Origin of the sequence: Dictyobacter alpinus (genome assembly GCF_003967575.1) — a bacterium.
In the GTDB taxonomy this organism is placed as follows: domain Bacteria; phylum Chloroflexota; class Ktedonobacteria; order Ktedonobacterales; family Ktedonobacteraceae; genus Dictyobacter; species Dictyobacter alpinus.
On the sequence record NZ_BIFT01000002.1, the window covers coordinates 2,727,409 to 2,747,715 of the forward strand.

Annotated in this window: 17 protein-coding genes; 9 read left to right on the forward strand and 8 right to left on the reverse strand. The window is 50.8% G+C overall.

From position 1 onward, the window contains the following. Nucleotides 1–419 precede the first annotated feature (419 nt). Nucleotides 420–1,082, reverse strand: coding sequence for a metallophosphoesterase (locus EL633_RS33465; RefSeq protein ID WP_161982664.1), 663 nt, complete (start codon nucleotides 1,080–1,082; stop codon nucleotides 420–422). Nucleotides 1,083–1,262: 180 nt separating this feature from the next. Then, nucleotides 1,263–1,427 (reverse strand): hypothetical protein, encoded by a 165-nt coding sequence (locus EL633_RS36840; RefSeq protein WP_161982665.1) that lies wholly within the window; start codon nucleotides 1,425–1,427, stop codon nucleotides 1,263–1,265. 479 nt (nucleotides 1,428–1,906) lie between these two features. On the opposite strand from EL633_RS36840, the gene EL633_RS33470 reads away from it, so the two are divergent. Continuing rightward, nucleotides 1,907–2,359 carry a PLD nuclease N-terminal domain-containing protein gene (locus tag EL633_RS33470; RefSeq protein WP_126631544.1) on the forward strand — a complete coding sequence of 151 codons (453 nt, stop codon included), beginning with the start codon at nucleotides 1,907–1,909 and terminating at the stop codon, nucleotides 2,357–2,359. A 124-nt stretch (nucleotides 2,360–2,483) separates the two neighbouring features. On the opposite strand, the gene EL633_RS33475 is transcribed toward EL633_RS33470, so the two are convergent. From EL633_RS33475 to EL633_RS33485, 3 genes are all read right to left on the reverse strand, one after another. After that, on the reverse strand, nucleotides 2,484–2,903 hold the full coding sequence (locus tag EL633_RS33475) for a hypothetical protein (RefSeq protein WP_161982666.1): 420 nt from the start codon (nucleotides 2,901–2,903) through the stop codon (nucleotides 2,484–2,486). A gap of 93 nt (nucleotides 2,904–2,996) precedes the next feature. Beyond that, a complete protein-coding gene (locus EL633_RS33480; RefSeq protein WP_126631546.1) occupies nucleotides 2,997–3,254 on the reverse strand; it encodes a hypothetical protein in 258 nt (85 codons plus the stop codon). 126 nt (nucleotides 3,255–3,380) lie between these two features. Further along, nucleotides 3,381–4,409 carry a LacI family DNA-binding transcriptional regulator gene (locus tag EL633_RS33485; RefSeq protein WP_126631547.1) on the reverse strand — a complete coding sequence of 343 codons (1,029 nt, stop codon included), beginning with the start codon at nucleotides 4,407–4,409 and terminating at the stop codon, nucleotides 3,381–3,383. Between the two features lie 377 nt (nucleotides 4,410–4,786). On the opposite strand from EL633_RS33485, the gene EL633_RS33490 reads away from it, so the two are divergent. The 5 genes from EL633_RS33490 to EL633_RS33510 all read left to right on the forward strand — a co-directional run bounded on the left by EL633_RS33490 (nucleotide 4,787) and on the right by EL633_RS33510 (nucleotide 11,853). Next, nucleotides 4,787–6,181: an ABC transporter substrate-binding protein gene (locus EL633_RS33490; protein ID WP_126631548.1), complete on the forward strand. Its 1,395-nt coding sequence runs from the start codon at nucleotides 4,787–4,789 to the stop codon at nucleotides 6,179–6,181. A gap of 133 nt (nucleotides 6,182–6,314) precedes the next feature. Continuing rightward, nucleotides 6,315–7,259: a carbohydrate ABC transporter permease gene (locus EL633_RS33495; protein ID WP_126631549.1), complete on the forward strand. Its 945-nt coding sequence runs from the start codon at nucleotides 6,315–6,317 to the stop codon at nucleotides 7,257–7,259. A gap of 7 nt (nucleotides 7,260–7,266) precedes the next feature. Next, complete coding sequence (locus EL633_RS33500; RefSeq protein ID WP_126631550.1) at nucleotides 7,267–8,196, forward strand: carbohydrate ABC transporter permease; 930 nt, start codon at nucleotides 7,267–7,269, stop codon at nucleotides 8,194–8,196. A 149-nt stretch (nucleotides 8,197–8,345) separates the two neighbouring features. Then, on the forward strand, nucleotides 8,346–9,407 hold the full coding sequence (locus tag EL633_RS33505) for a sialidase family protein (RefSeq protein WP_126631551.1): 1,062 nt from the start codon (nucleotides 8,346–8,348) through the stop codon (nucleotides 9,405–9,407). Between the two features lie 376 nt (nucleotides 9,408–9,783). Further along, the gene (locus tag EL633_RS33510) at nucleotides 9,784–11,853 is read left to right on the forward strand and encodes an alpha-amylase family glycosyl hydrolase (RefSeq protein ID WP_126631552.1); all 2,070 of its coding nucleotides are present in this window, start codon (nucleotides 9,784–9,786) and stop codon (nucleotides 11,851–11,853) included. A gap of 120 nt (nucleotides 11,854–11,973) precedes the next feature. On the opposite strand, the gene EL633_RS33515 is transcribed toward EL633_RS33510, so the two are convergent. Together EL633_RS33515 and EL633_RS33520 are read right to left on the reverse strand one after the other, a co-directional pair. Continuing rightward, nucleotides 11,974–12,801 (reverse strand): Yip1 family protein, encoded by an 828-nt coding sequence (locus tag EL633_RS33515; protein ID WP_126631553.1) that lies wholly within the window; start codon nucleotides 12,799–12,801, stop codon nucleotides 11,974–11,976. Nucleotides 12,802–13,094: 293 nt separating this feature from the next. Next, entirely contained in the window at nucleotides 13,095–15,392 is a 2,298-nt protein-coding gene (locus tag EL633_RS33520) for a PAS domain-containing sensor histidine kinase (protein WP_126631554.1), read from the reverse strand. A 529-nt stretch (nucleotides 15,393–15,921) separates the two neighbouring features. Here EL633_RS33520 and EL633_RS33525 point away from each other — a divergent pair. The 3 genes from EL633_RS33525 (at nucleotide 15,922) to EL633_RS33535 (ending at nucleotide 19,773) form a co-directional block, all read left to right on the forward strand. Next, nucleotides 15,922–17,901, forward strand: coding sequence for a YjhG/YagF family D-xylonate dehydratase (locus tag EL633_RS33525; protein ID WP_126631555.1), 1,980 nt, complete (start codon nucleotides 15,922–15,924; stop codon nucleotides 17,899–17,901). 87 nt (nucleotides 17,902–17,988) lie between these two features. Then, complete coding sequence (locus EL633_RS33530; protein WP_126631556.1) at nucleotides 17,989–19,005, forward strand: GlxA family transcriptional regulator; 1,017 nt, start codon at nucleotides 17,989–17,991, stop codon at nucleotides 19,003–19,005. Between the two features lie 3 nt (nucleotides 19,006–19,008). Continuing rightward, entirely contained in the window at nucleotides 19,009–19,773 is a 765-nt protein-coding gene (locus tag EL633_RS33535) for an MBL fold metallo-hydrolase (protein WP_126631557.1), read from the forward strand. 26 nt (nucleotides 19,774–19,799) lie between these two features. On the opposite strand, the gene EL633_RS33540 is transcribed toward EL633_RS33535, so the two are convergent. Next, nucleotides 19,800–20,273 carry a hypothetical protein gene (locus EL633_RS33540; RefSeq protein ID WP_126631558.1) on the reverse strand — a complete coding sequence of 158 codons (474 nt, stop codon included), beginning with the start codon at nucleotides 20,271–20,273 and terminating at the stop codon, nucleotides 19,800–19,802. Nucleotides 20,274–20,307: the final 34 nt, after the last annotated feature.

Below are 20,307 nucleotides of genomic sequence, written 5' to 3' on the forward strand. Positions count from 1 at the left end.
AGAGAGGGGATGCAGGAAGAAAAGCAAATGGGAAGCAGAAGTGGGCAAGCGTATCGTAATATGATCTATTTGCCGCTATACATGTGCCTGGACGAATGCTGTCAATGCAGTGAGGTTTGCCCACCAGGAGAAAAGAGGTTTGAGCGTTTGAGTTTTAGCCTCTTTTTTTAGATTGACTCAGAGATGACACGCAATGCCTGCATCATGCCTTCTGTACCTACACCAGACAGGATTTTTCCGTGCATAAAGAATCCTGATGTCGCCAAACATCAAAGAAATCAAGCAAGAATACCATCCTGGCGTACTTTCTCCTGGAAAGGAAAACGGTACAGAACTAGCGGCAGTCGGGCATACGTGTCTACTCCTTCAAAAGCTTTATTGATATCCTTTTATTAGGATAAACAACGTCTCATAATTTGTCAAGCTTCGAGTTCGCGGTGAACCTGGAAGATGCGGCGGGCGGGGAGCTGGATAGCGGTAAGGTTGCCGGTACGCCAGGCTCCGGTGTCGAGGCCGATCTTGTGGACTTTGATCATAGGGCTGGACTGTTCCCAGTGGCCGAAGACGACGGTCTTACCCCAGTCATAATCCTTGTCAGCGAAGCCGCGCGCCCCCCACATTTTGGAGTAAGGGGGCGTTGAATAGAAAGGCTTGTCTGGTAGGACGCCTGCGTGTACATAATAGGCGTTGGCATCCTCATAATCGATGCGTGTCTGACTCAACCACTCGCCGATATCAGCCGGTATCTGGCCATTGCAGCTCTCCCAGACTTTGCGCGCACCCGGCATCAATGGTTGATCCAGGAATTTCGTGCCATCCCACTGTTCCAGCCAGGCATCCTCATGATTACCACGCAGGAAAAAGCAATGTGGATGCGCTTGCTGGATAGCCTGCAAGGTACGAATCACCGCGATTGAATCCTCGCCCCGATCGACATAATCTCCCAAAAAGATTAAATGATCCTCAGGCCGATACGGCAACAGATCGAGCAAGCGCCTCAACAGGCTCACCTCGCCATGAATATCACCAATCGCATAACTATGATAGCTCACAGGCTCATCCAGCAGTTCATTGTCCAGCATAAACACTGCTCCCTTGTCTCTATTTCTCGTCTGTAATTTCTGCTCATTATAGTATGGACGTAGGAGCATGTAAATATAAACTCATTCTTTATTTTGCCGTTATTTCTCCCCCTGGCGCCTACGCCACTCGATGTACGCAACGTCACGCTAACGAATTACCTTTGGGCGTCATGCGTTTTTTTACAAAAGTAGGCGTCCCATGAAAAGCACCACGTAGCTGCGACCCTCAGCGGTCGCTTGCCACCCGCCGCAGCGTGGTGGCCTGGTATCTGGATAGTTCGACTCACTCAGCGTGATCACCTCCGGCAGAGAGAGGGCCCCCGCGATACCACTGGGTGAGGCCATCCATGGGGAGGTTCCTTTTGGGCACCGCGTGAGGCAACGAGTCAGTCTGGAAGGAATAGAATTGCTGAGAGACCGGGCCACCACGCTGCGGCGGGTGGCAAGCGACCGCTGAGGGTCGTAACTACGGAGACGTGTTCGTGGTGGGGGAAGGGATTGTTGGGGATATGTGTGTTATGGTGGGCTTGCACCATGGCCTTTCTTCATCGATATGCTGCTATGCCACCATGAAGCTGAAGAGTCTGTCCAATCGAATTGACCCTGTCAGGTCTTGCTGGATTGAGCGGAAAACACGGGGTTGATCCTGACGATTATGCTACTATAGGAGGTTCATTACGTATATACACTAGTAAAAAAGAATGCTATTAAAGTGTAATGCTCAACGTTATCCACCCGAGGCTAGCTTCACGCATATAATTGAATCGCAGGCATGCGCTAAGATAAAATAAAGAAACATCCTGAATGGAAAGGATAAAAGATATATGCCACATGAATTGTATATTGCTATTCCGACGATTATCTGGATACTCGCATTAATCCATTGTAGCCGGAATCGAGCTTTAAGTGGAACAAGCAAATTACTTTGGATCATCTTTATGTTTGTAACCAACATCTTTGGTGCAGTTATGTACTTTATTTTTGCGCCAAAACGGTCCCGTCCTCGTGCGCGGACAGTGTATTATCAACCTGCCAGGCAAGCGAGAAGACAGCCACAGACATATTATCAGCCCACCCGGCAGCCACAGGAACCATATTATCGTCCTACGGAACGGACCACGCCAGCGCCCGAATCATATCGACCTTATGGAGAGGGCTATGCGACCCGGCAGAATGAGCAAGCGACAGAGCAAGCGCCTATGCAGTCGCCAGCTTACAATCCTTATGAATATCCACAGGCGACCTATCCCGAGCAGACGCAGCAGCAGTCACAATAGTTACTATCAACGCTGCTCGACTATTTTTGTGGCTGGCGTGCTAGTTGTGGGAGCCTGTGTCATATGCGCCAGGTTTATGCAGAATTTGAGCGGGTCGTATGGGTTAACTGGTAGCGTAATAACATTATACGCATGGAATAAGTTGAGTACGGGTCAGGGCGCCATGAATAGCGATTATTGTTGCTTGCATGTAGCCGTGGACCGAGGCATCGACCGGATGGCAACGACCAGCCGTGATTGTTATTTTCAACTGAGAGAGAATTCCATGGCCGCCGTGGTCTTGTCCGGCGGCTTGCTGAAAGCCTTTGATGATTGCTGGTAGAAAATCGCGTGGGATCTGTTCTTCTGTGACCTGCCATTGCAAGAGGAAGTCATGGGGGCCTTTAAAGGGTTCGAGGCGTAAACTGACAATGCCAACGTGACTGGGACTGCTTGTTTGCCGGATATAGCGGCCGTGTCCAGTAGAGGATGTGCTGATAGTACAGCGATTGATAGGCAGGTCTTCTACGGTATCAAGATTGAAGCCAATTGAAATTTGCTCCACGATTGGCCTTCCTTGCTAGTATTTATGTTTGTCTATCTTATGCACACAAGGTCCAATACCCAAACAGAACAATAGTGGACCGTTGCCAATCAACTATTGTTCTGTTTGGGTCTGGCCTTCCTCAAAGGTTGAAGGACCGGAAGCCAGGGCCACGATCTCTCGGTTACGGATCTGACTGTCGGGATAGAGGCGGATCTTCAGAGTCTCGCTGTGAATCTCGCCAATAGTCTCTACCTTACCAACCCGGCAGATAGGTACCCAGGCATCCGGTCGGGCCGCCAGCTCTTCAACCTCCCATATCGTTGTCAATTGTGGCACATAGCTACCATCATTCTGTCGAATCAAGCGCATAGAAAAGTTCCCCATCCTTTTTTAATCTCTCTAATAGCAGTCTATCATAAGATCATTAAAAGAATGGTTAAAACTCTTTAACATTCTCATTGCAATTGAGAATGTTGTCCAACCCACGTGTGCTGGTTAGTGTGTTGCCTGTCGTCCTAGCGTACTGGCGCGTGCCTGCAGGTGAAATGGCGCCATGATTGATGCTGGTGGTTGGCTGGCATGTCCTTTGATATGATCGACCAGACGTGTTACCGCCAGGCGTGCGATCTCCGGTTTATCAGGGGCGATGGTGCTAAGGGCAGGACTGGCATAGCGGCCGTCTTCTATATCGTCGATGCCGATGACGGCGATATCTTCCGGAATCCGATAGCCGGCTGCATTGATGACGGACATGGCGCCGAGGGCCATGAGATCATTGAAGCAGAAAACGGCGTCCGGCATCGCATTCTGCTCGCGTTGCAGTAACTGCTGCATGGCTCTGGCGCCGTCAGCGCGGTGCCAGAGTCCACCATCCATGAGTAATGAGTTATCGGGCTGGATATGCGCCTCTGCGTGGGCGCGTAAAAAGCCCTGGAGGCGCAGGGATGGTGCCTCGCTCCGTGCGGTCTGGACGCCAATCGCGGCGATCCGGCGTTTACCGGTCGCGATAAGATGGCTGGTTGCCACGTAGGCCGCTTCAACATTATCAATCAAGACATGATCAAAGGGAGCCCCAAAGAGTCGTTCACCCAATAATACAATCGGGGTACTCGCTGTGACCTCTGCAATGTCATCTACATTTAATGCATGTGAATCTAGAATTACCCCGTCCAACAGGTGGGGACTCATCCCAGTCAAAATATTCAACTCTTTATCGCGTTCAGCAAAGGTGTAGTCCAGCAAAACTGTATATTTAAGTTCGGCTGCGACTGTAGCGATAGCATCGCCAATATCAGTGAAATATGGATTAGAGAGATCTGGAAATGCATAAGCCAGGATACTCACACTGGCTTTACGAAGATGACGGGCAGCCGTATTGGGCCGGTAGTTCATCTTCTTAATCGCATCAAGCACTATCGCCCGTGTCTCTGGTCCAACATGTTCGTAGTTGCCATTCACGACATTTGATACCGTCTTAATCGAGACACCTGTATAGGCTGCAATATCTTTCAAATGTACAGTCACGGTCGCCCAAACTTCTTTCAATACTGGATTATTACTATAAGGAAAAGTTTAATAATGAGATAGTAGCATCCTCTTTTGATCGCTGTCAACTATAGAAAAGCAGCTAAAAATAGCGATCCTTGACAAAAACAACATCCTCCATGTATACTAAGTTCAACGTTGAACTCTCTATAGTAAAACAGTTAGCGTCCTGTTCTGTCAAGCTGTATTTATTCTGTCAGTACTTGTGCTATGCAGTCCTGTCATCTGCATAGCTCTGTTAATCATGTCCAGACATATGGATGAGTTCAGGTCAAAATTTTATCAGGTTCTTCTGTCCATGCGCTGCTGCATGTATTTTCCAGATTTTCTCATGAAGAGGGAAGGAAAGAACACAGATGTCAAAACAATTTGAGCCCTTCACCCAACCAGGCATTTCCACACTTCAGGATATTTTCTCTCGTCGCTCATTCCTCAAATCAGCGGCTGCTATTGGAGCGTTAGCGGCCAGTGGTGGCCTGTTGGCGGCCTGTAATTCCCCTGCGAATTCTTCGGCTCCGGCTGCCGCTGGTAATGCTACTGCTAACGAGGGCACCATTACGATCTGGGATCGTTCGGGCGATCTGTATCAGGTTTTTGATGCAACCATTGCCTCTTTCAATAAAAAATATCCAAAAATTACTGTCAAGCATGTATCGGTGGATGTCGATGCAAAGCTGCCAACGACGTTGAATACGGGTGTGAATGTGCCGGATGGTGCGTTCTATGAAGATAATAACCTGCCAAATCTTGCCTCGCACTATTATGATATCAGCGATTGGATCAAGCCATACGTGCATGATATCGTGCCGTTTAAGTTGCGCGTCAACACCTACCAGAATCATATCGTGGGTATTCCCTGGGACCTTGATCCTGGCTTGTTGTACTATCGGGAGGACATGCTCCAGCAGGCGGGTGTGAATCCTGCTTCGATCGCAACCTATGATGATCTGATTGCTGCCGCTCATAAGGTGCAGAATAAATTTGGACCAACCTGTAAACCGATCCATCTGGAACAGGATCCTGGCCTGACTCAGTTGTGGGTTGAGATGTTTGCCAACCAGCAAGGGACGAGTATGGTGGATGCCAATGGAAATTTGCAGCTTGACTCGCCGGCCTATCTCAACATTATGAATTTCTTCAAACGTATCCGTGATGAAAAGCTTGGAACACGGGCACAGTACTACGCGCCTGGCGATATCGCCGCCATTGAGAGCAATCAAGTCGCCTTTTATCCCTGGGCAGTCTGGGCCGTGTATGGTCCTGATCTCTTGTTTAAGAAGACCAAAGGCAAGTGGCGCGCCATGCCCCTGCCAGCCTGGAACGCAGGCGGTGCTAGAGGTGCTGTGATGGGTGGTAGCTCGTTTATCATCCCCAAGAAAGCGAAAAATCCACATCTGGCCTGGCTCTTCTACGAACATCTGGTCTTCAGTAAAGAGGGCTATACCGCGGTTTATGGACCGAACAAGATCTATGCCGGTGGTATCAATACCTCGATCCCTTCCTATCTGCCGGCGCTCCAGACGCAGCTTTACAAGAATTCCGAGGGATTAGGCGGGCAGAACCTATGGGAGACCGTGACCGGAACGGTCAAGGATATTCCTGGTAACTATTATATCGCCCCCTGGTATAACCAGGCCGTACCTTACTTTGGCACGAATGTGCAGCGCCTGCTTGACGGCCAGATGACACCGGAGCAGGTGTTGAAGAAATCCTCGGATGATATCAAGACAAAGCTAATCGCCCGCCAGTAGTGTGCTCCTGCATAAACAAGCGTGAACACCGCTTGCGGCCCACACGCTTGCATGACACGCTGTTTGTTCACCGCGCCAGGAGGATCCATAATGCCATGGATCCTCCCATATCTCAGAGAGGAGTTTTTTTACTATGGCTGTTGCCCCATCCCAGCCGCAGACAGTTCTCCCGCCCGTTATGCCTTCACGCTCGCCAATCGCACGGCTTCGTCGCTGGTTAGGAGGGAGCTTCTCGCCGTACCTATTTATCGCTCCCTTTGTGATTTTCTTTTGCTCTTTTTCGCTATTCCCGTTTCTCTATTCATTTTTCCTGAGTTTTACACACTGGCATGGAGATACGGATCCACGTTTTATCGGACTCTCAAACTATCTGTTTCTGCTGACGGATAGCTCATTCTGGCAGTCGCTCCTGAATTCAGTGGCGCTCTGGTTCTTGATCATCCCGCTTCGTGTGCTGATCGCGGTAATCATCGCCGCCCTGCTATCGTTGCCGGCCCTGCGCCTGCGCAGCTTCTTTCGCACCTCGATGCTCCTCTCCTATGTTGTACCACTGGTCGCGATTGCCCAGGTCTGGCTGGTCCTTTTTGACCAGGATTTTGGTGCAATCAACACCTTGCTAGGAATCATTCACCTGCCCGCGATCGGCTGGCTTACGACCAGCATGTGGGCTAAACCAACGCTGGCCCTGCTTGTATTATGGGGCGGGAGTGCCTTCTCGGTGTTAGTCATGCTGGCAGCCATTCAAGCGGTGCCGGCTGAATATTATGAAGCCGCCTCCATTGATGGTGCCAACGGCATCCAGCAATTCTTTTCGATTACCTTGCCACTACTACGCCGCACGATTGCCTTTCTGATAGTCTTTAGCACCCTTGGCGTCGTCCAGATGTTTGCGGAACCCAAAGTCCTGACCAATGGAGGCCCCTATAATTCCACTACGACCGCTGGCTTCCAATTGAATGCTTATATCACCAACTCAGATTTTGGTACTGGGGCGGCCAACTCCTTCTTATTGACGATTCTGCTGGTCATCCTTTCATTATTTATGTTGCGTTTCCTGCAAACCGGAGAGGAGAAATAGAAGGTTTATGGCTATTATTACTAAAGCGTCGACCAGAAAAATTACATCGATCAGCGTATATCGACAACATTCTATCTTGGCCCGCCGTAGTCCTGTGCGCGTGGGTCGCTTGCTGGTTTATGTACTACTCTGTATCGCGGTGCTGGTAACTATTTTTCCGCTGGGCTGGATGATTATTTCATCCTTTAAACCTGGAAATGAGATTGCCACTGCGCCCCTGTCCGTCAATCTGCAGACGCTCACATTGAATAATTATCGTGCCTTATTTGAGGCGGTGCCGATGTGGATTGGTTTTCAGAATACATTTATTGTTCTCCTGCTCCAGGGTGGAGCCACCATGCTGTTTTGTCCGCTGGCCGGATTTGCCTTTGCCAAGTTTGAGTTCCGTGGCAAGAAATTTTTGTTTGCCTTTGTGCTCTCAACCATGATGGTGCCGGCCATCGCTATGATTCTTCCACTCTTGCTGGAGATGGGTGCGCTGAACTGGGTGGATTCCTATCAAGGACTGATTGCGCCAGGACTTGTCAATGCCTTTGCCATTTTTTGGACGCGGCAGCAGATTGCGGATGTGCCCAATGAGTTGTTGGAGGCGGCGAAAGTTGATGGTTGTACACCTATTGGTATGTACTGGCGTATCGTGGTGCCGCTGATGAGGCCGGCACTGGCCGCATTGGCGATTATGACCTTTCTGGGCATCTACAACGATTTTGTCTGGCCTGTGATTATTACCGGCTCGGATTCAATGCAGACGCTGCAAGTATTACTTTCCAATCTGGCCACCCAGATTAATAATTCCAGTCCCGGTACGACCGGACACGATGCCTGGGGGATGATTATGGCCGCTAGTACTGTCGCTACCGTTCCAGTCCTGGTGTTATTTATCGCCTTACAGCGCCAGTTTATCAGCGGCATGCTGGCCGGAAGTATCAAGGGATAATGTATTGGGCGCCACTGTCTCCGTGGTTGGTCTCTTAAAGGGCTGCCACGGATTAAGATAGATGGGTTTTGAAGTTTTGGTAGATCGTTTTGTAGTGTATGCTTCCACTGCTGGAAGCGGTTAATGAATAGCAAGGAAAGCTAACTATTATGCACAAATACACACAGCGCTGGCGCTTGTTGCTCATCCCTATGCTGGGCATCATCTTTGCGCTGGCCCCATTTACGGCCGCGCAAGCCGCAGGACCAATCAACTGGTTTACCGTCAGTACCGTCAGTTCGAATAACAGTCCTGGCTGGGGGCGCATGTTGCCCTGGGACAAGCAAGGGGATAATCTGGTTACCTATACAGAATATCCCGCCGGAGGCTCTCCGGTCGTCAAGGTTGCCCGCAGTAATCCTGCCAATCCAGCCTATACCGAGATTGGAAGCATTCCTTCCCCTGACGGACATATCCAGGAGCAGTCTCAGATGGTGCAGTTTGACAATGGCGATATTTTGCTGGCCATGCGTAATCGTCAGAGTGACCTGAACTGGTATGGCCTGCCGGTTGTGAAAAGCACCGATGGCGGTTACAGCTGGAATTTTGTCAGCCAGCTGGATACCAATCCTAACTCGAATGGCCGTTTTGATCGCGGCCTCTGGGAGCCGTTCCTGTATGTGTTGCCCAATGGCTGTGTCGCTGGCTTCTATGCCAACGAGAAGCATGCCGACGATAATCCATCTTATAGTCAGACCGTATCTGAGCGTGTTTCCTGTGATGAAGGTCAGAGCTGGGGAGCGGAGATTTACGCTGCCGCCGAACCCGGCTCGGCGCGTCCAGGCATGCCTGGTATGGCTCGTCTGGCTAACGGCAACTATATATTGGTTTTTGAAGTATGTGGAACCGATAATTGTAACGTCCACTATAAAATCTCTGGCGACGGCATCAACTGGCCTGATGGACTGGGCACCAACATTCCCAATCAGCAGAGCGGCCCCTATGTGACGGTCCTTTCAAGTGGTCGTGTGCTGGTCTCCTCTGGTGGTTCCAACCAGATCTCGATCAGCGACAATAATGGACAGGATTGGTATCTGAATGATCCACCAGCCTTCCAGGGCGCGACCGAAACGTGGCCAGCCATCTATCAGACCGGCTATAACAACTCTAATGAAGTTGGTGTGGTCGTCAACATCAACGGAGCAATCAAGATCAACTTCGGCAACTACTAATTCCATAACCAATTGTTACTCCAGACCCCTGGGGCGGCTCTTACATCCCACTGAGAGCCGTCACCAGGGCTTGGGAACAATACATCTCACGTAGCAACATGCCATCCCCAACATGATCGTCCACAGGGACGCTGACGTGGGCCGTCTCCTCGGCCTACGTCAAAGTTCCTGATCATGACCATATCGGGCAGCAAGAGCGCTACGTGAGATGTATTAGTGCTTGGGAATATGCGTCGTCTTCTTTGGTCCTGTATTTTGGAGTAGTTGACACTTTTTGTTGCTGTCTTGCATATTATAGATGGGAGGCAGATCCCGTGCTTCTTCTTGTATAGAGGAGCACTTTTTTTGATGAGTTTTCTTTGAAAGGAAATCATTCATGCAAGCAGTCAATGTTCCATTACAGCCAGCGGCTGATCTGCTGGAGCACAAAAAGACGCATTTCGCGCTCTGGCGTCCGGCGGTAACGGATCCAGCTCCCAGGCTGATTATTGGGACCTTTGTCGCTGGCGAGCCACCGAGGCTGGCTGACGAACAAGCATTTCCATTGTCTCCTTCGGCAAAGGGGCCGGACCTATGGGATATCGCAGCCAGGGATTGTCTGCTTGAGGATGGTAAAATCTATCATTACTGGTTTGAGGTTACTGATAGTAATCTGTATAAGGAGAGCCATCCTCGGATCTGGTGTACGGATCCTTTTGCGCTGAGTGTAGATTGGCGGTTGCTGGGACCACGGCCCGATGATGCTCAGTTTGGAGAGGAAGATCGCTATCCGGCTGGTGTGGTGTTATATCGAAATGGTGAACTGCTGGCCTGTGATCCCGATGGTCAAATGCCCGATTGGCGCAATGATCCTCCATTGGAGACCCTGCCGGTGAACACGCAGCTGGTTATCTATGAGTTGCCCGCGAGCTGGTCACGCACACGCAAAGAAGGCGGCGTCGAAGTTGCCGCTGGCACGTTCCGGGATGTACTGGCCCTGGTTGATCCCGCTGCGATTCCCTTTAGTTTCTTTGGCCTGGCTATCTTACAGGAGGGTCGTGCCCATCTGCGAGACCTGGGCGTTACGGCGCTGGAACTTCTGCCCTCGGCCGATAGCTTCGTCAAAGGTGGCTGGGGCTATGCGACCACCAATTACTTTACCGCCGACCATGATCTGGGTATTTATGGCAGGAATCGTAAGCCGGCACCAAATACAGAGCTGGCGCGCTTGATTCGTGCCTGTCATCAGAATGGTTTGCGCTTCTTTGATGATGTCGTGATGGCTTTTTCTGCTCGTAATCCATATCGCTCAATTAACTTTCCTGATTTCTTTATTAAATTCGATTCCGGTGATCCTGAAGAATATTCTCAGGGAGAGCATCGTGACGGGTTTGGCAGCGATCTTTTCAAATATCAGTATGAAGTAGATGGCTATGATCCATTTACCGGCCAGCAGCAGCGCCTCTTTCCTGCCCGTTCTTTTATGTTGACCTATCTTGATCACTGGATGCGCTTTTATCGTATCGATGGCGTACGTATCGATAGTATCGTTAATATCGCGAACTGGGATTTTATTCAAAGCTTTAAGGCGGCCGCGCATAGCATCTATCAGGCGCGCTGGCATGAGCAACGCAATAATCCAGAGACGGCGGGTGCGCGTTTTCTGGTGGCTGGCGAGGAACTGGCGATGCCACTGGACCTGTTGCATGAACAGCGTATTGATAGTCTGTGGAATGAATACTTTAAGCGTTATGTACGCTCCGCCATCGTTGGTCGCAGTCATCCAGACGAGCCTCTGTTTGAGGAGATGGTCAAGAAGATGGTGGATTGTCGCCGCATCGGTTTTGGCGATGGATCGCAGGCCATCAATTATCTGACCTCCCATGATGTTGAGGGCTATGGGAACGAGCGGCTTTATGATTACCTGGAGAGCAACGGCGTCTATGAAAAGGAGCAGCGGATCAAGCTGGCCTTTACCTGTCTGATTACTGCGGTCGGTGTGCCTATGATCTTCGCGGGTGAGGAGTTTGCTGACCAGCATGATGTGCCTGCTGAAGGACCCGACAAGCAAACGGATGCCGTTAACTTTGAGCGCCGTGATGATCCCTGGCGTGCGCGTATCGTTGATCATGTGACACGGCTCGTCCGGCTGCGGACCAAGGCTGAAGAACTGTGGAGCAATGAGACGACCTTTATCCATAGTGACTTTAGCGAAGGGAAGCGTGTGATGGCCTGGATCCGTGGTGAGATTGGTAGTCGTACGATGCTGGTCGTTGTTGCTAACTTTAGCGATTATATGACTCCTGATGCCAGCTCGAAATCTGCCGAATATCGCATCAATAACTGGCCTGAACTGCCAGAAGGAATGCGCTGGAAAGAGATTACGCAGGACCGTAAGGTGTCGGTTGAGTGGGCTGGTCGCGAGCCTATCTTTCCCTGGGAAGCCAAAGTCTACGCTGTAGTTTAAGCAATGTATATGTGTCTCATCCTCTAATCAGGGATGAGACACATATGTGCCCCCATACTCGTTCCCTGACGGGAACTTGCTTAAACGTATTACATAAACATGTAGCCAATGTGGCATTGATCAAGAGAGTGTTTGGCCGCATCGGGGGCAGATTTGAGTATGTGTATCGTGGAGCCGATCATATACCTGCAGTGAGAAGCCGCAGTATGAACAATATCGTGCGTGCCAGTTCTTTGGCTTTTTAGTACTCCGCTCACCCCCTCCCCCGGAAGTATGGTTGCTAGAAAATGTATCCATGAAAAAGATCAGGAGTAATGCCACGGTCAGAATTATGACTAGACAAATGATGGCTTGCTTACGGCTCAACTGCTGCACACCCATCAATGAAGGTAAACAGAGCAGAAAACTGTATAGCGACAGGAGTATGGCGATGGCCGCTAGTGGGAGGCGCAGCGGGGTTGCCATATTCGGTGCAACAGAGAGCAGTAGTGTGGTTGTGATCAGCAGCAGGACTGGTGGGGTGGCAATGATCTGCATGCTATATAACTGGACGTGATAGCTGCCCCGACCTTCTTGAGTGCGAGCAAGGAGATGCAGAGCTAACGTCCAGCCCAGGATCAATAATGGGGGTGTTAATGCCAGGGCGATTACCGAAGCTGGCGTGAGGATTTGAGGGTTCAGATGATGAAGGCTCAAGTTCTCGATACCTCGATTTAACGTTGGTAGCCGCCCCCATATATAGGCTCCCACACCCGTTATCAACAGCAAACCACTGAGCCAGATAGTCAGTATACTCCATCGAGCCTGCTGTTTATGGCGTGCAAAAGTAGTGGGTACGGGCCAGAGATACGTTGCCAGTACCTGTAAAGGAAAAGAGACCATGACCTGGAAATGCCCATCTTCCGGTAACGTGAGAGCATTATTATTAAGATAAGGGCTTGTATTCATTAGAGAGATCCTTTTCATAGAAAAGCACATGCGCATCTACCACTTATTCAGTATAACTGTATATGTGCTCGCGTCCTATGAAAAGAATCTCTGTGTGATTGTGAATATATTCACTCTGATATGCATGACGCTAGTACAGTATGAAATCCTTCGATCTTTTTGGCGTTGATTATGCCTGGCAATTTCAGGTGGAATTGCTGTTAAGAGGGCGGCAAGTTCCTGACGTAGCTTGAGGAGGGCCTGAAATCGCTTGTTTTGAGGAGAACAGGGGCAATTGCGCTCCCCAGGCTGACTTATTGGGAGGTGGAAAGTGGCAGGGTAAACCAGAAGGTCGAACCTTGTCCCAGGGTGCTCTCGACTCCTAGTTGACCATTATGGTGAGCAATAATCGTTTGACAGATGTAGAGTCCGATGCCCAATCCGGTGCCAGAGCCGCTACGCGCAGTCACGCCAGGTTCCTGATAGAAGCGCTCCCAGATGTGTTGTTGGGCATCAGCGGACAGGCCTGGCCCATGATCCTGGACCCAGACGCGTGCTTGATCAGCCTGGACGCTTAATCCAACTGTGATTGGTTGGTCGTTATTAGAATACTTGATGGCATTGGTGAGATAGTTACTGATAACCTGTCCGATGCGGTCGCGGTCAGCCATGATCAGGACGGAGTCTGTGGTTTGTATGTCTAGCTGGATTGCCTGAGTTGGTGTGCTGGCAAGCTGATCCTCTACGCTTTCTTGCACCAGCGCCCGTAAATCACACTCCTCGATAGAGAGTTCTAGCTTGTTGATGGTGATACGAGAAACATCCAGCAGATCATTGATAAGTCGTTGCTGAAGGGCTACCTGATGGAGTGAACGTGTCAGACGTTTTTGAACTTCATGCAAGGTCAATTGTGTCGGGGACATAAATAGTCCCTGATCATCCGCAATCAGCCTGTCCAATTGACGATTAGCCAGTTGGAGATTGCCTTTAAGCGAGGTTAGCGGTGTGCGTAATTCATGGCCTGCGATACTAATAAACGCATCTTTACGGCTTTCCAGCTCTTTGAGTTCTGTAATATCATAGGTGATAACCAGAATAGAGATCATATTCTGGTCGCTATCATATTCAGGCACGAGATTCGATTGATATTGCCGCAGCTGATCAACACTGTGTGCACTATAACTTATATTGAAAGGCTGCCTGGTTTGCACTACATGTGTGAGTTGTTGTTCAAAAAAGAGATAGAGTTCCTCTGGCATCCCTAATTCTTGTGAAGTCTTGCCCGGAAAGGCCTCGGGAGGTAGTCCGGTGGCGTGCGTGATAGCTGGATTGGCATAGAGATAGCGGAACGTCGTTGCATCATGACGCGTAATAATATCTGGGACGTGATCGGCTAACGTTTGAAACGCCTGGGCAGCCCGAGCCAACTCGTCGTTGATCCGTTTCTGCTCCGAGAGATCCATTACAAAGCAGACCCACTGGGTAGGATCCTCCTGTACAGTGGCGGCGCCAATAAGAATTGGCACCCGGCTACCATCTTTATGGATGAATTCTTTTTCATATGGTGTACATGAGCCGCGCACCAGCAGTTGTTGGATTGCACGCTCGTCAAGCTTAGCATACTCTGGCGGAGTTATAGTTGTCCAATCGAGTCCATGTGCCTGTAGATCTTCTTGCTGATAACCAAGCATCTGTAAAAAGGCGTCATTCGCTTCAATAATCAGAGAGCCTTCGGCGAAGAAAACACCGATAATATTAGAATCCATCAGGCGTCGGCTACGTGCCTCACTACGCTGTAGCTTCTCTTGTGCCTGCCGCAGCACTGTCACATCGCGCGCGATAGACAGTATAGACACAATTTCGCCCTCTTGATCTCGTTCTGGAGCCAGCTTGGATTGATACCAGTGGTGGCCGTTTGGGCCTGAATAGTTGAATTCGATAATTCCTTCTTCGCCTGTGGCAAAGACCATCTCCAGGGCTGCATCCCAGGCGTCGACCTGAGAGGCAGGCATACCCAGTTCTCGATTTGTTTTGCCAAGGTAATCACTGATTAACAGCCCTGTAGCCCTTGTTGCGGCCGCATTAATTGAGAGGTGGCGCAAATTGCGATCAAAACGCGCAATAATATCGGGAGCGTTATTCACTATCTGGTTTAAGTAGTTGTTCTGCTGCCGAAGCGTTTCCTCTAGCTGTTTGCGCTGACTGATATCTTCGATGACTGAAATAAAGTAGCGTGGTGTGTTATTCTCATTGCGAACCAGGGAAACCGTCAAATTGATCCAGACGAGGGAGCCATCACGGCGTATATAGCGCTTTTCCATGGCGTAGGTCGTGAGTTCACCTACCAGGAGTTGGTTGACATAGGCAACATCAGCGGACAGATCAGGAGCATAAGTAATCTCTTGAAATGTGCGTGTGATCAGTTCTGAATGTTGGTAGCCGACAATCTCGCAAAATTTTTGATTGATTGCCAGGAAATGGCCTGAAGGAGCCACATGTGCCATACCAACCGCGGCCTGCTCAAAAGTTGCTTGAAAGCGTTGCTCCATCTCCTGCGCCGTTCTGGCTAACAGAACAGCTCCTTCATCCTGCTCCGATGGAGTTGTGTTCATTGTTTATCTCGCTTTCTGTCGATTCCCGTTGGCAATAGGGTGAATCGAGGTGCTTGTAGAACCGCACACATGATGTGATCACATCGCAAGTAGAGGGCGAAAGCTTAAGCCCTCGGCGCTCCTGTTTGACATCAGGTATCGTTAACCTACAATCTCCACGATTGTTCAATATTACCATATGTCAAGCATACGTGATCTTGAAAGAAAAAACAATCCTATGAATAATCTGCTAGCCATTTTGTTTTATATTCAAGATAGATGTCAGTATAAAAAATGTATAAATAAAATGTATGGAAAAACACTAAAAATTGAAATTTCCCCCCAAAACTGGGTGTTATGGTATAAATATACTTATGCCATAACATACCAACTGAAAATCAGCTAGCATATTATGTTAAACGGAGCAGCGAGCAGATTGGAACAGCTAATATGCTATCTTTGCACGTTTGTATATTGATAATGAAGGATATGTCGAGTATACTTTTTTTATTCTATCATTTGACGAGTGTTCAACCAAAGGTGGTAAAACATGGACGAACTTGATGTACTTTCAACACTTTTTCAAGTGCAGCAGCCTGAGATATATGCTATTCCAACGCATGCTCAAGGGCCGCAAGGCGAGTTGCCCCTGACACCGAAGATGTTGCGCGAGTGGGCAAGCGGGGATTTATTTGGCTTATCGCAAAATGTTGGCATGGGATGGGAGCCGGCCAAGGTGTTGGGCAAGCATATCCTGATGTTGAGCACCCAGGGTGGCATTCGTGCGGAAGATGGAACTCCTATCGCGCTGGGATATCATACCGGACACTGGGAGGTCGGGCGCTTGATGCGTGCCGCCGCTGGCGCGTTCAAGGGATCTGGTATGGTTCCTTATGCCGCGTATGTCAGTGATCCGTGTGATGGGCGTACGCAGGGTACGACCGGTATGTTTGATTCTTTGCCTTACCGCAATGATGCTTCGATGGTGATGCGTCGCCTGATCCGTTCTTTGCCGACGCGTAAAGCTGTCCTGGGCGTGGCTACCTGTGATAAAGGCCTGCCTGCTACTCTGATTGCGCTGGCTTCGCTCAGACATCTCCCTGGCATCCTGGTGCCGGGTGGTGTAACCCTCCCTGCCGAGCATGGTGAGGATGCCGGCAAGATCCAATCGATCGGCGTGCGTTATACGCATGGAGAGATCAGCCTGAAAGAGGCGGCGGAGATGGGATGCCGGGCCTGCGCTACTCCTGGCGGTGGCTGTCAATTTTTGGGGACGGCCGCGACCTCGCAGGTGGTGGCTGAGGCGCTCGGGATGGCTATTCCCCACTCGGCTCTGGCGCCTTCTGGCGAACCAATCTGGGAAGCGCTCGCCACCCAATCCGCCCAGGCACTGATGCGGCAGATCCAGTTGGGCTGGGGCATGCAAGATATTCTGACTGATGCCTCGATCCGTAACGCTATGGTCGTACATGCCGCCTTTGGTGGCTCCACCAACCTGCTACTCCACATTCCCGCCATCGCCTACTCCGCCGGACTGCACATCCCCACCGTCCAGGACTGGCAGGAAGTTAATCACCAGGTGCCACGCCTGGTGAGCGTCCTACCAAACGGACCCGTGGATCACCCTACCGTCAGAGCCTTCCTGGCTGGTGGAGTGCCCGAAGTCATGTTGCATCTGCGCCGTATGGATCTGCTGGATACCAGTGTCAACACCTGTACGGGTCAGACCCTGGAGCAAGTACTGAACTGGTGGGAAAGCTCGGAGCGCCGGCAGCAGGTACGTGCTCGCTTGTTAGCCGCGGACAATATCCATCCCGAGGATGTCATTATGGATCCAGAGACCGCCAGAGGCCGTGGACTGACCTCAACTGTTGTGTTTCCGGTTGGCAATCTGGCTCCTGAGGGTGCGGTCATTAAAGCAACCTCCATCGATCCATCCGTGGTAGACGAGGACGGTGTCTATCGGCATACTGGCCCTGCCCGTGTCTTCACCAGCGAGCACGCAGCCATTGAAGCCATCAAGACCAACCAGATCCACGCCGGCGAGATCATGGTCCTGATGGGTCGCGGGCCAGCCGGGACCGGTATGGAAGAAACCTATCAACTGACCGCCGCGCTCAAGCACCTACCCTTTGGCAAGCACGTTGCCCTGATCACCGATGCCCGTTTCTCTGGCGTCTCGACCGGAGCCTGTATCGGCCACGTCGGACCCGAAGCGCTCACCGGTGGACCCATCGGCAAAGTGCGTAATGGCGACATCATCGAAATCAGCATCGACCGCATCAACCTGCATGGCCAGCTCAACCTCATCGGGGATGGAGTCAGAACCTTCACACCTGAAGAGGGAGCTATCCTGCTCAGAGGACGCACCTCTCACGCGGAACTGGCACCTGATCCGCAGCTCCCCGATGACACGCGTCTCTGGGCGGCCTTGCAATCCGCCAGTGGTGGCATCTGGCGTGGCTCCATCTATGATGTAGACCGCATTATCGCTATCATCGACGCCGGCAAAAAGGCGCTGGAAATGTAAGATCTCTGTCAGATTGTGGCTGGATTTGTCCGCAATCTGGCTTGATTGTCTCTGGTAAGCGGGCGTTACGTGTTGCATACTAGTGACATGAAAAGACCTTTAGCTGAACCGAACGTTACCGAACAAGGGCCACGACGACAGATAATTTTTCTGGTGTTGCCAGATGTGCAATTACTTGACCTGGCTGGTCCTATCCAGGTGTTTGATACGGCCGCTCGCCTGTTTAGGGCACCTTATACATTGCGCTTTTGCGCAGCCTCTGCTGAGGTGCGTTCAGCGCAGCAGCTCTATCTTGCTCGTCTGGAACCGTTGCCGGAAATTGATCGCAAGAACATCGTTTTTGTACCTGGCACCGGCACATCGCCTGCTCAGAGTCGTGGCTTGCTTGCTGAGCCTACGAAACGCTGGCTCCAGGAGAGTTATCAGGCTGGAACGCAGATCGCCTCCATCTGTTCAGGTACGGCCGTCCTGGGTGCCGCGGGTTTGCTAGACAGACGGCGTTGTACCACGCACTGGGAATTCGTCGCCGAACTGCAATCCTGCTATCCCATGGCTCGGGTGCTTGATGATGTGCTCTATGTACAGGATCAAGGCATTATCACGAGCGCTGGCGTGACATCAGGTATTGATATGGCTCTCTGGCTGCTTGAGCAGGACAGTGGGGCGCGTATGACTGCGGAGGTTGCTCGACAGCTACTGGTGTATCTGCGCCGTAATGGACTGGAACGGCAGGTAAGTGTCTATCTGGAGTATCGCGCTCATATGAATCCTTGTATCCACAAGGTGCAGGATTGGCTGGTGGAGCACGTTGGCGAGCCCACGTCATTGGCTGAACTTGCCAGCGTGGGCCAGACCAGTGAGCGCTCACTTGCCCGTGCTTTTAAGGCGGCAACAGGGATTACACCCTATCGCTATCATCAATTACTGCGACTGGAGGTGGCCGCGCAACTGGTCTATGCCTCCACACTCCCATTTGAAACCATTGCTATGAAAAGCGGATTTAGCGATGCGCGCCAGTTTCGCCGTGCCTGGCGTGAGCGTTTCGGGGTCTCTCCAACTTTGAGTCGACAACGTGGTAACGATACGCGTCTGTACAAGGATTAGAAAATGCGTCTGCAAAGATTGATCTGGGCTGGATTAAAAATAGAAGTAGGTGACACAACCCTCTTTATTGATGCTATTGAGGGAGCGTCTAACTGGAATAGTGGTGGTATATCAGTGCCTCCACTTGTTTCCCAGACAACCGAACGACATGCTGTAATTACCCATATGCACGATGATCATTATGATCCAGTGGCATTACAATCTGTGCTGGGTGAGCAAGGGAGCCTGCTCTGTCACCGTCTGATGGCTGGATCTGTAGCCCACAACCAATTTCGGGTCCAGGCAACGGAGATGTATAAGCCGATCCTGCTCAACTGGCTTGCCGCCGATATCATGGCTATTCCTGTTCCTGCCGCAGATGGATGGGGCGAGCCCCAGGTCTCATGGATTATTGATGGAGGCGGGCGAAGGATCATCCACTGTGGCGATACGCTCTGGCATGGACACTGGTGGAACATTGCGCGCCAATATGGTCCCTTTGATCTGGCATTTGTACCAATCAATGGCGTCACCTATGATCGCGGCCGCTTTACCGGTAGCATGATTCCCGCGACCCTGACACCCGAGCAGGCTGTAACGGCAGGGAAAATACTTGGAGCCAGACGCGTTTGCCCTATCCACTATGGTATGCATGACGATCCAGGTCATTATATCTCGACACCTGCCGCACTGGAGAAGTTCCTACAAGCGGCTCAAGAGCAAGAAGTATCGACCCTGATCCTCAATCCAGGCGAATGGGTTGACTGGGACCCACTTACCTGTGCCTGATACCCAGTATGATTGTTGATAAGACTTTAAGCCGGTTGCATAATATGGTGGGCCGTGGCTTTGTGGGTAGCTTTTTTGTGCATAAGGATACGTGTTCCGCAGAAGATATTGCGGCGCGTGAAGGGATCAGGAGTCTCGCGTTCATAGCGTGCGCGGACAGCTGGATTGTGCAGAGCAGTTGGCACAAAGAACCATGGCTCGCTCAAGGCGGTTGCATATATAGGAGTATGCACCCATACCGGACAATCCATCCCATATTGCTGGCAGAGATATTCGATGGACGCAGCACAGAAGAGGGCCCACTGCCAGTGTTCCGGTTGTGGATGCTCAGCTACCTCGATAGGATCCGCAATCAAAGCCTGACGCGCATCCGCGTGATAATCAAAGAAGTCATTCAGAAAAGCGCCCACAGCATAGCGAGGATCCTCTCCCTGAGCGATCCCCTGATAAGTATCTTTAATGCTATGCATTTCGTTGGTAAAAGTAAGTATCATATTCATCCTGCTATCCCCCTATCCTTAAAGAGGCTTTCCT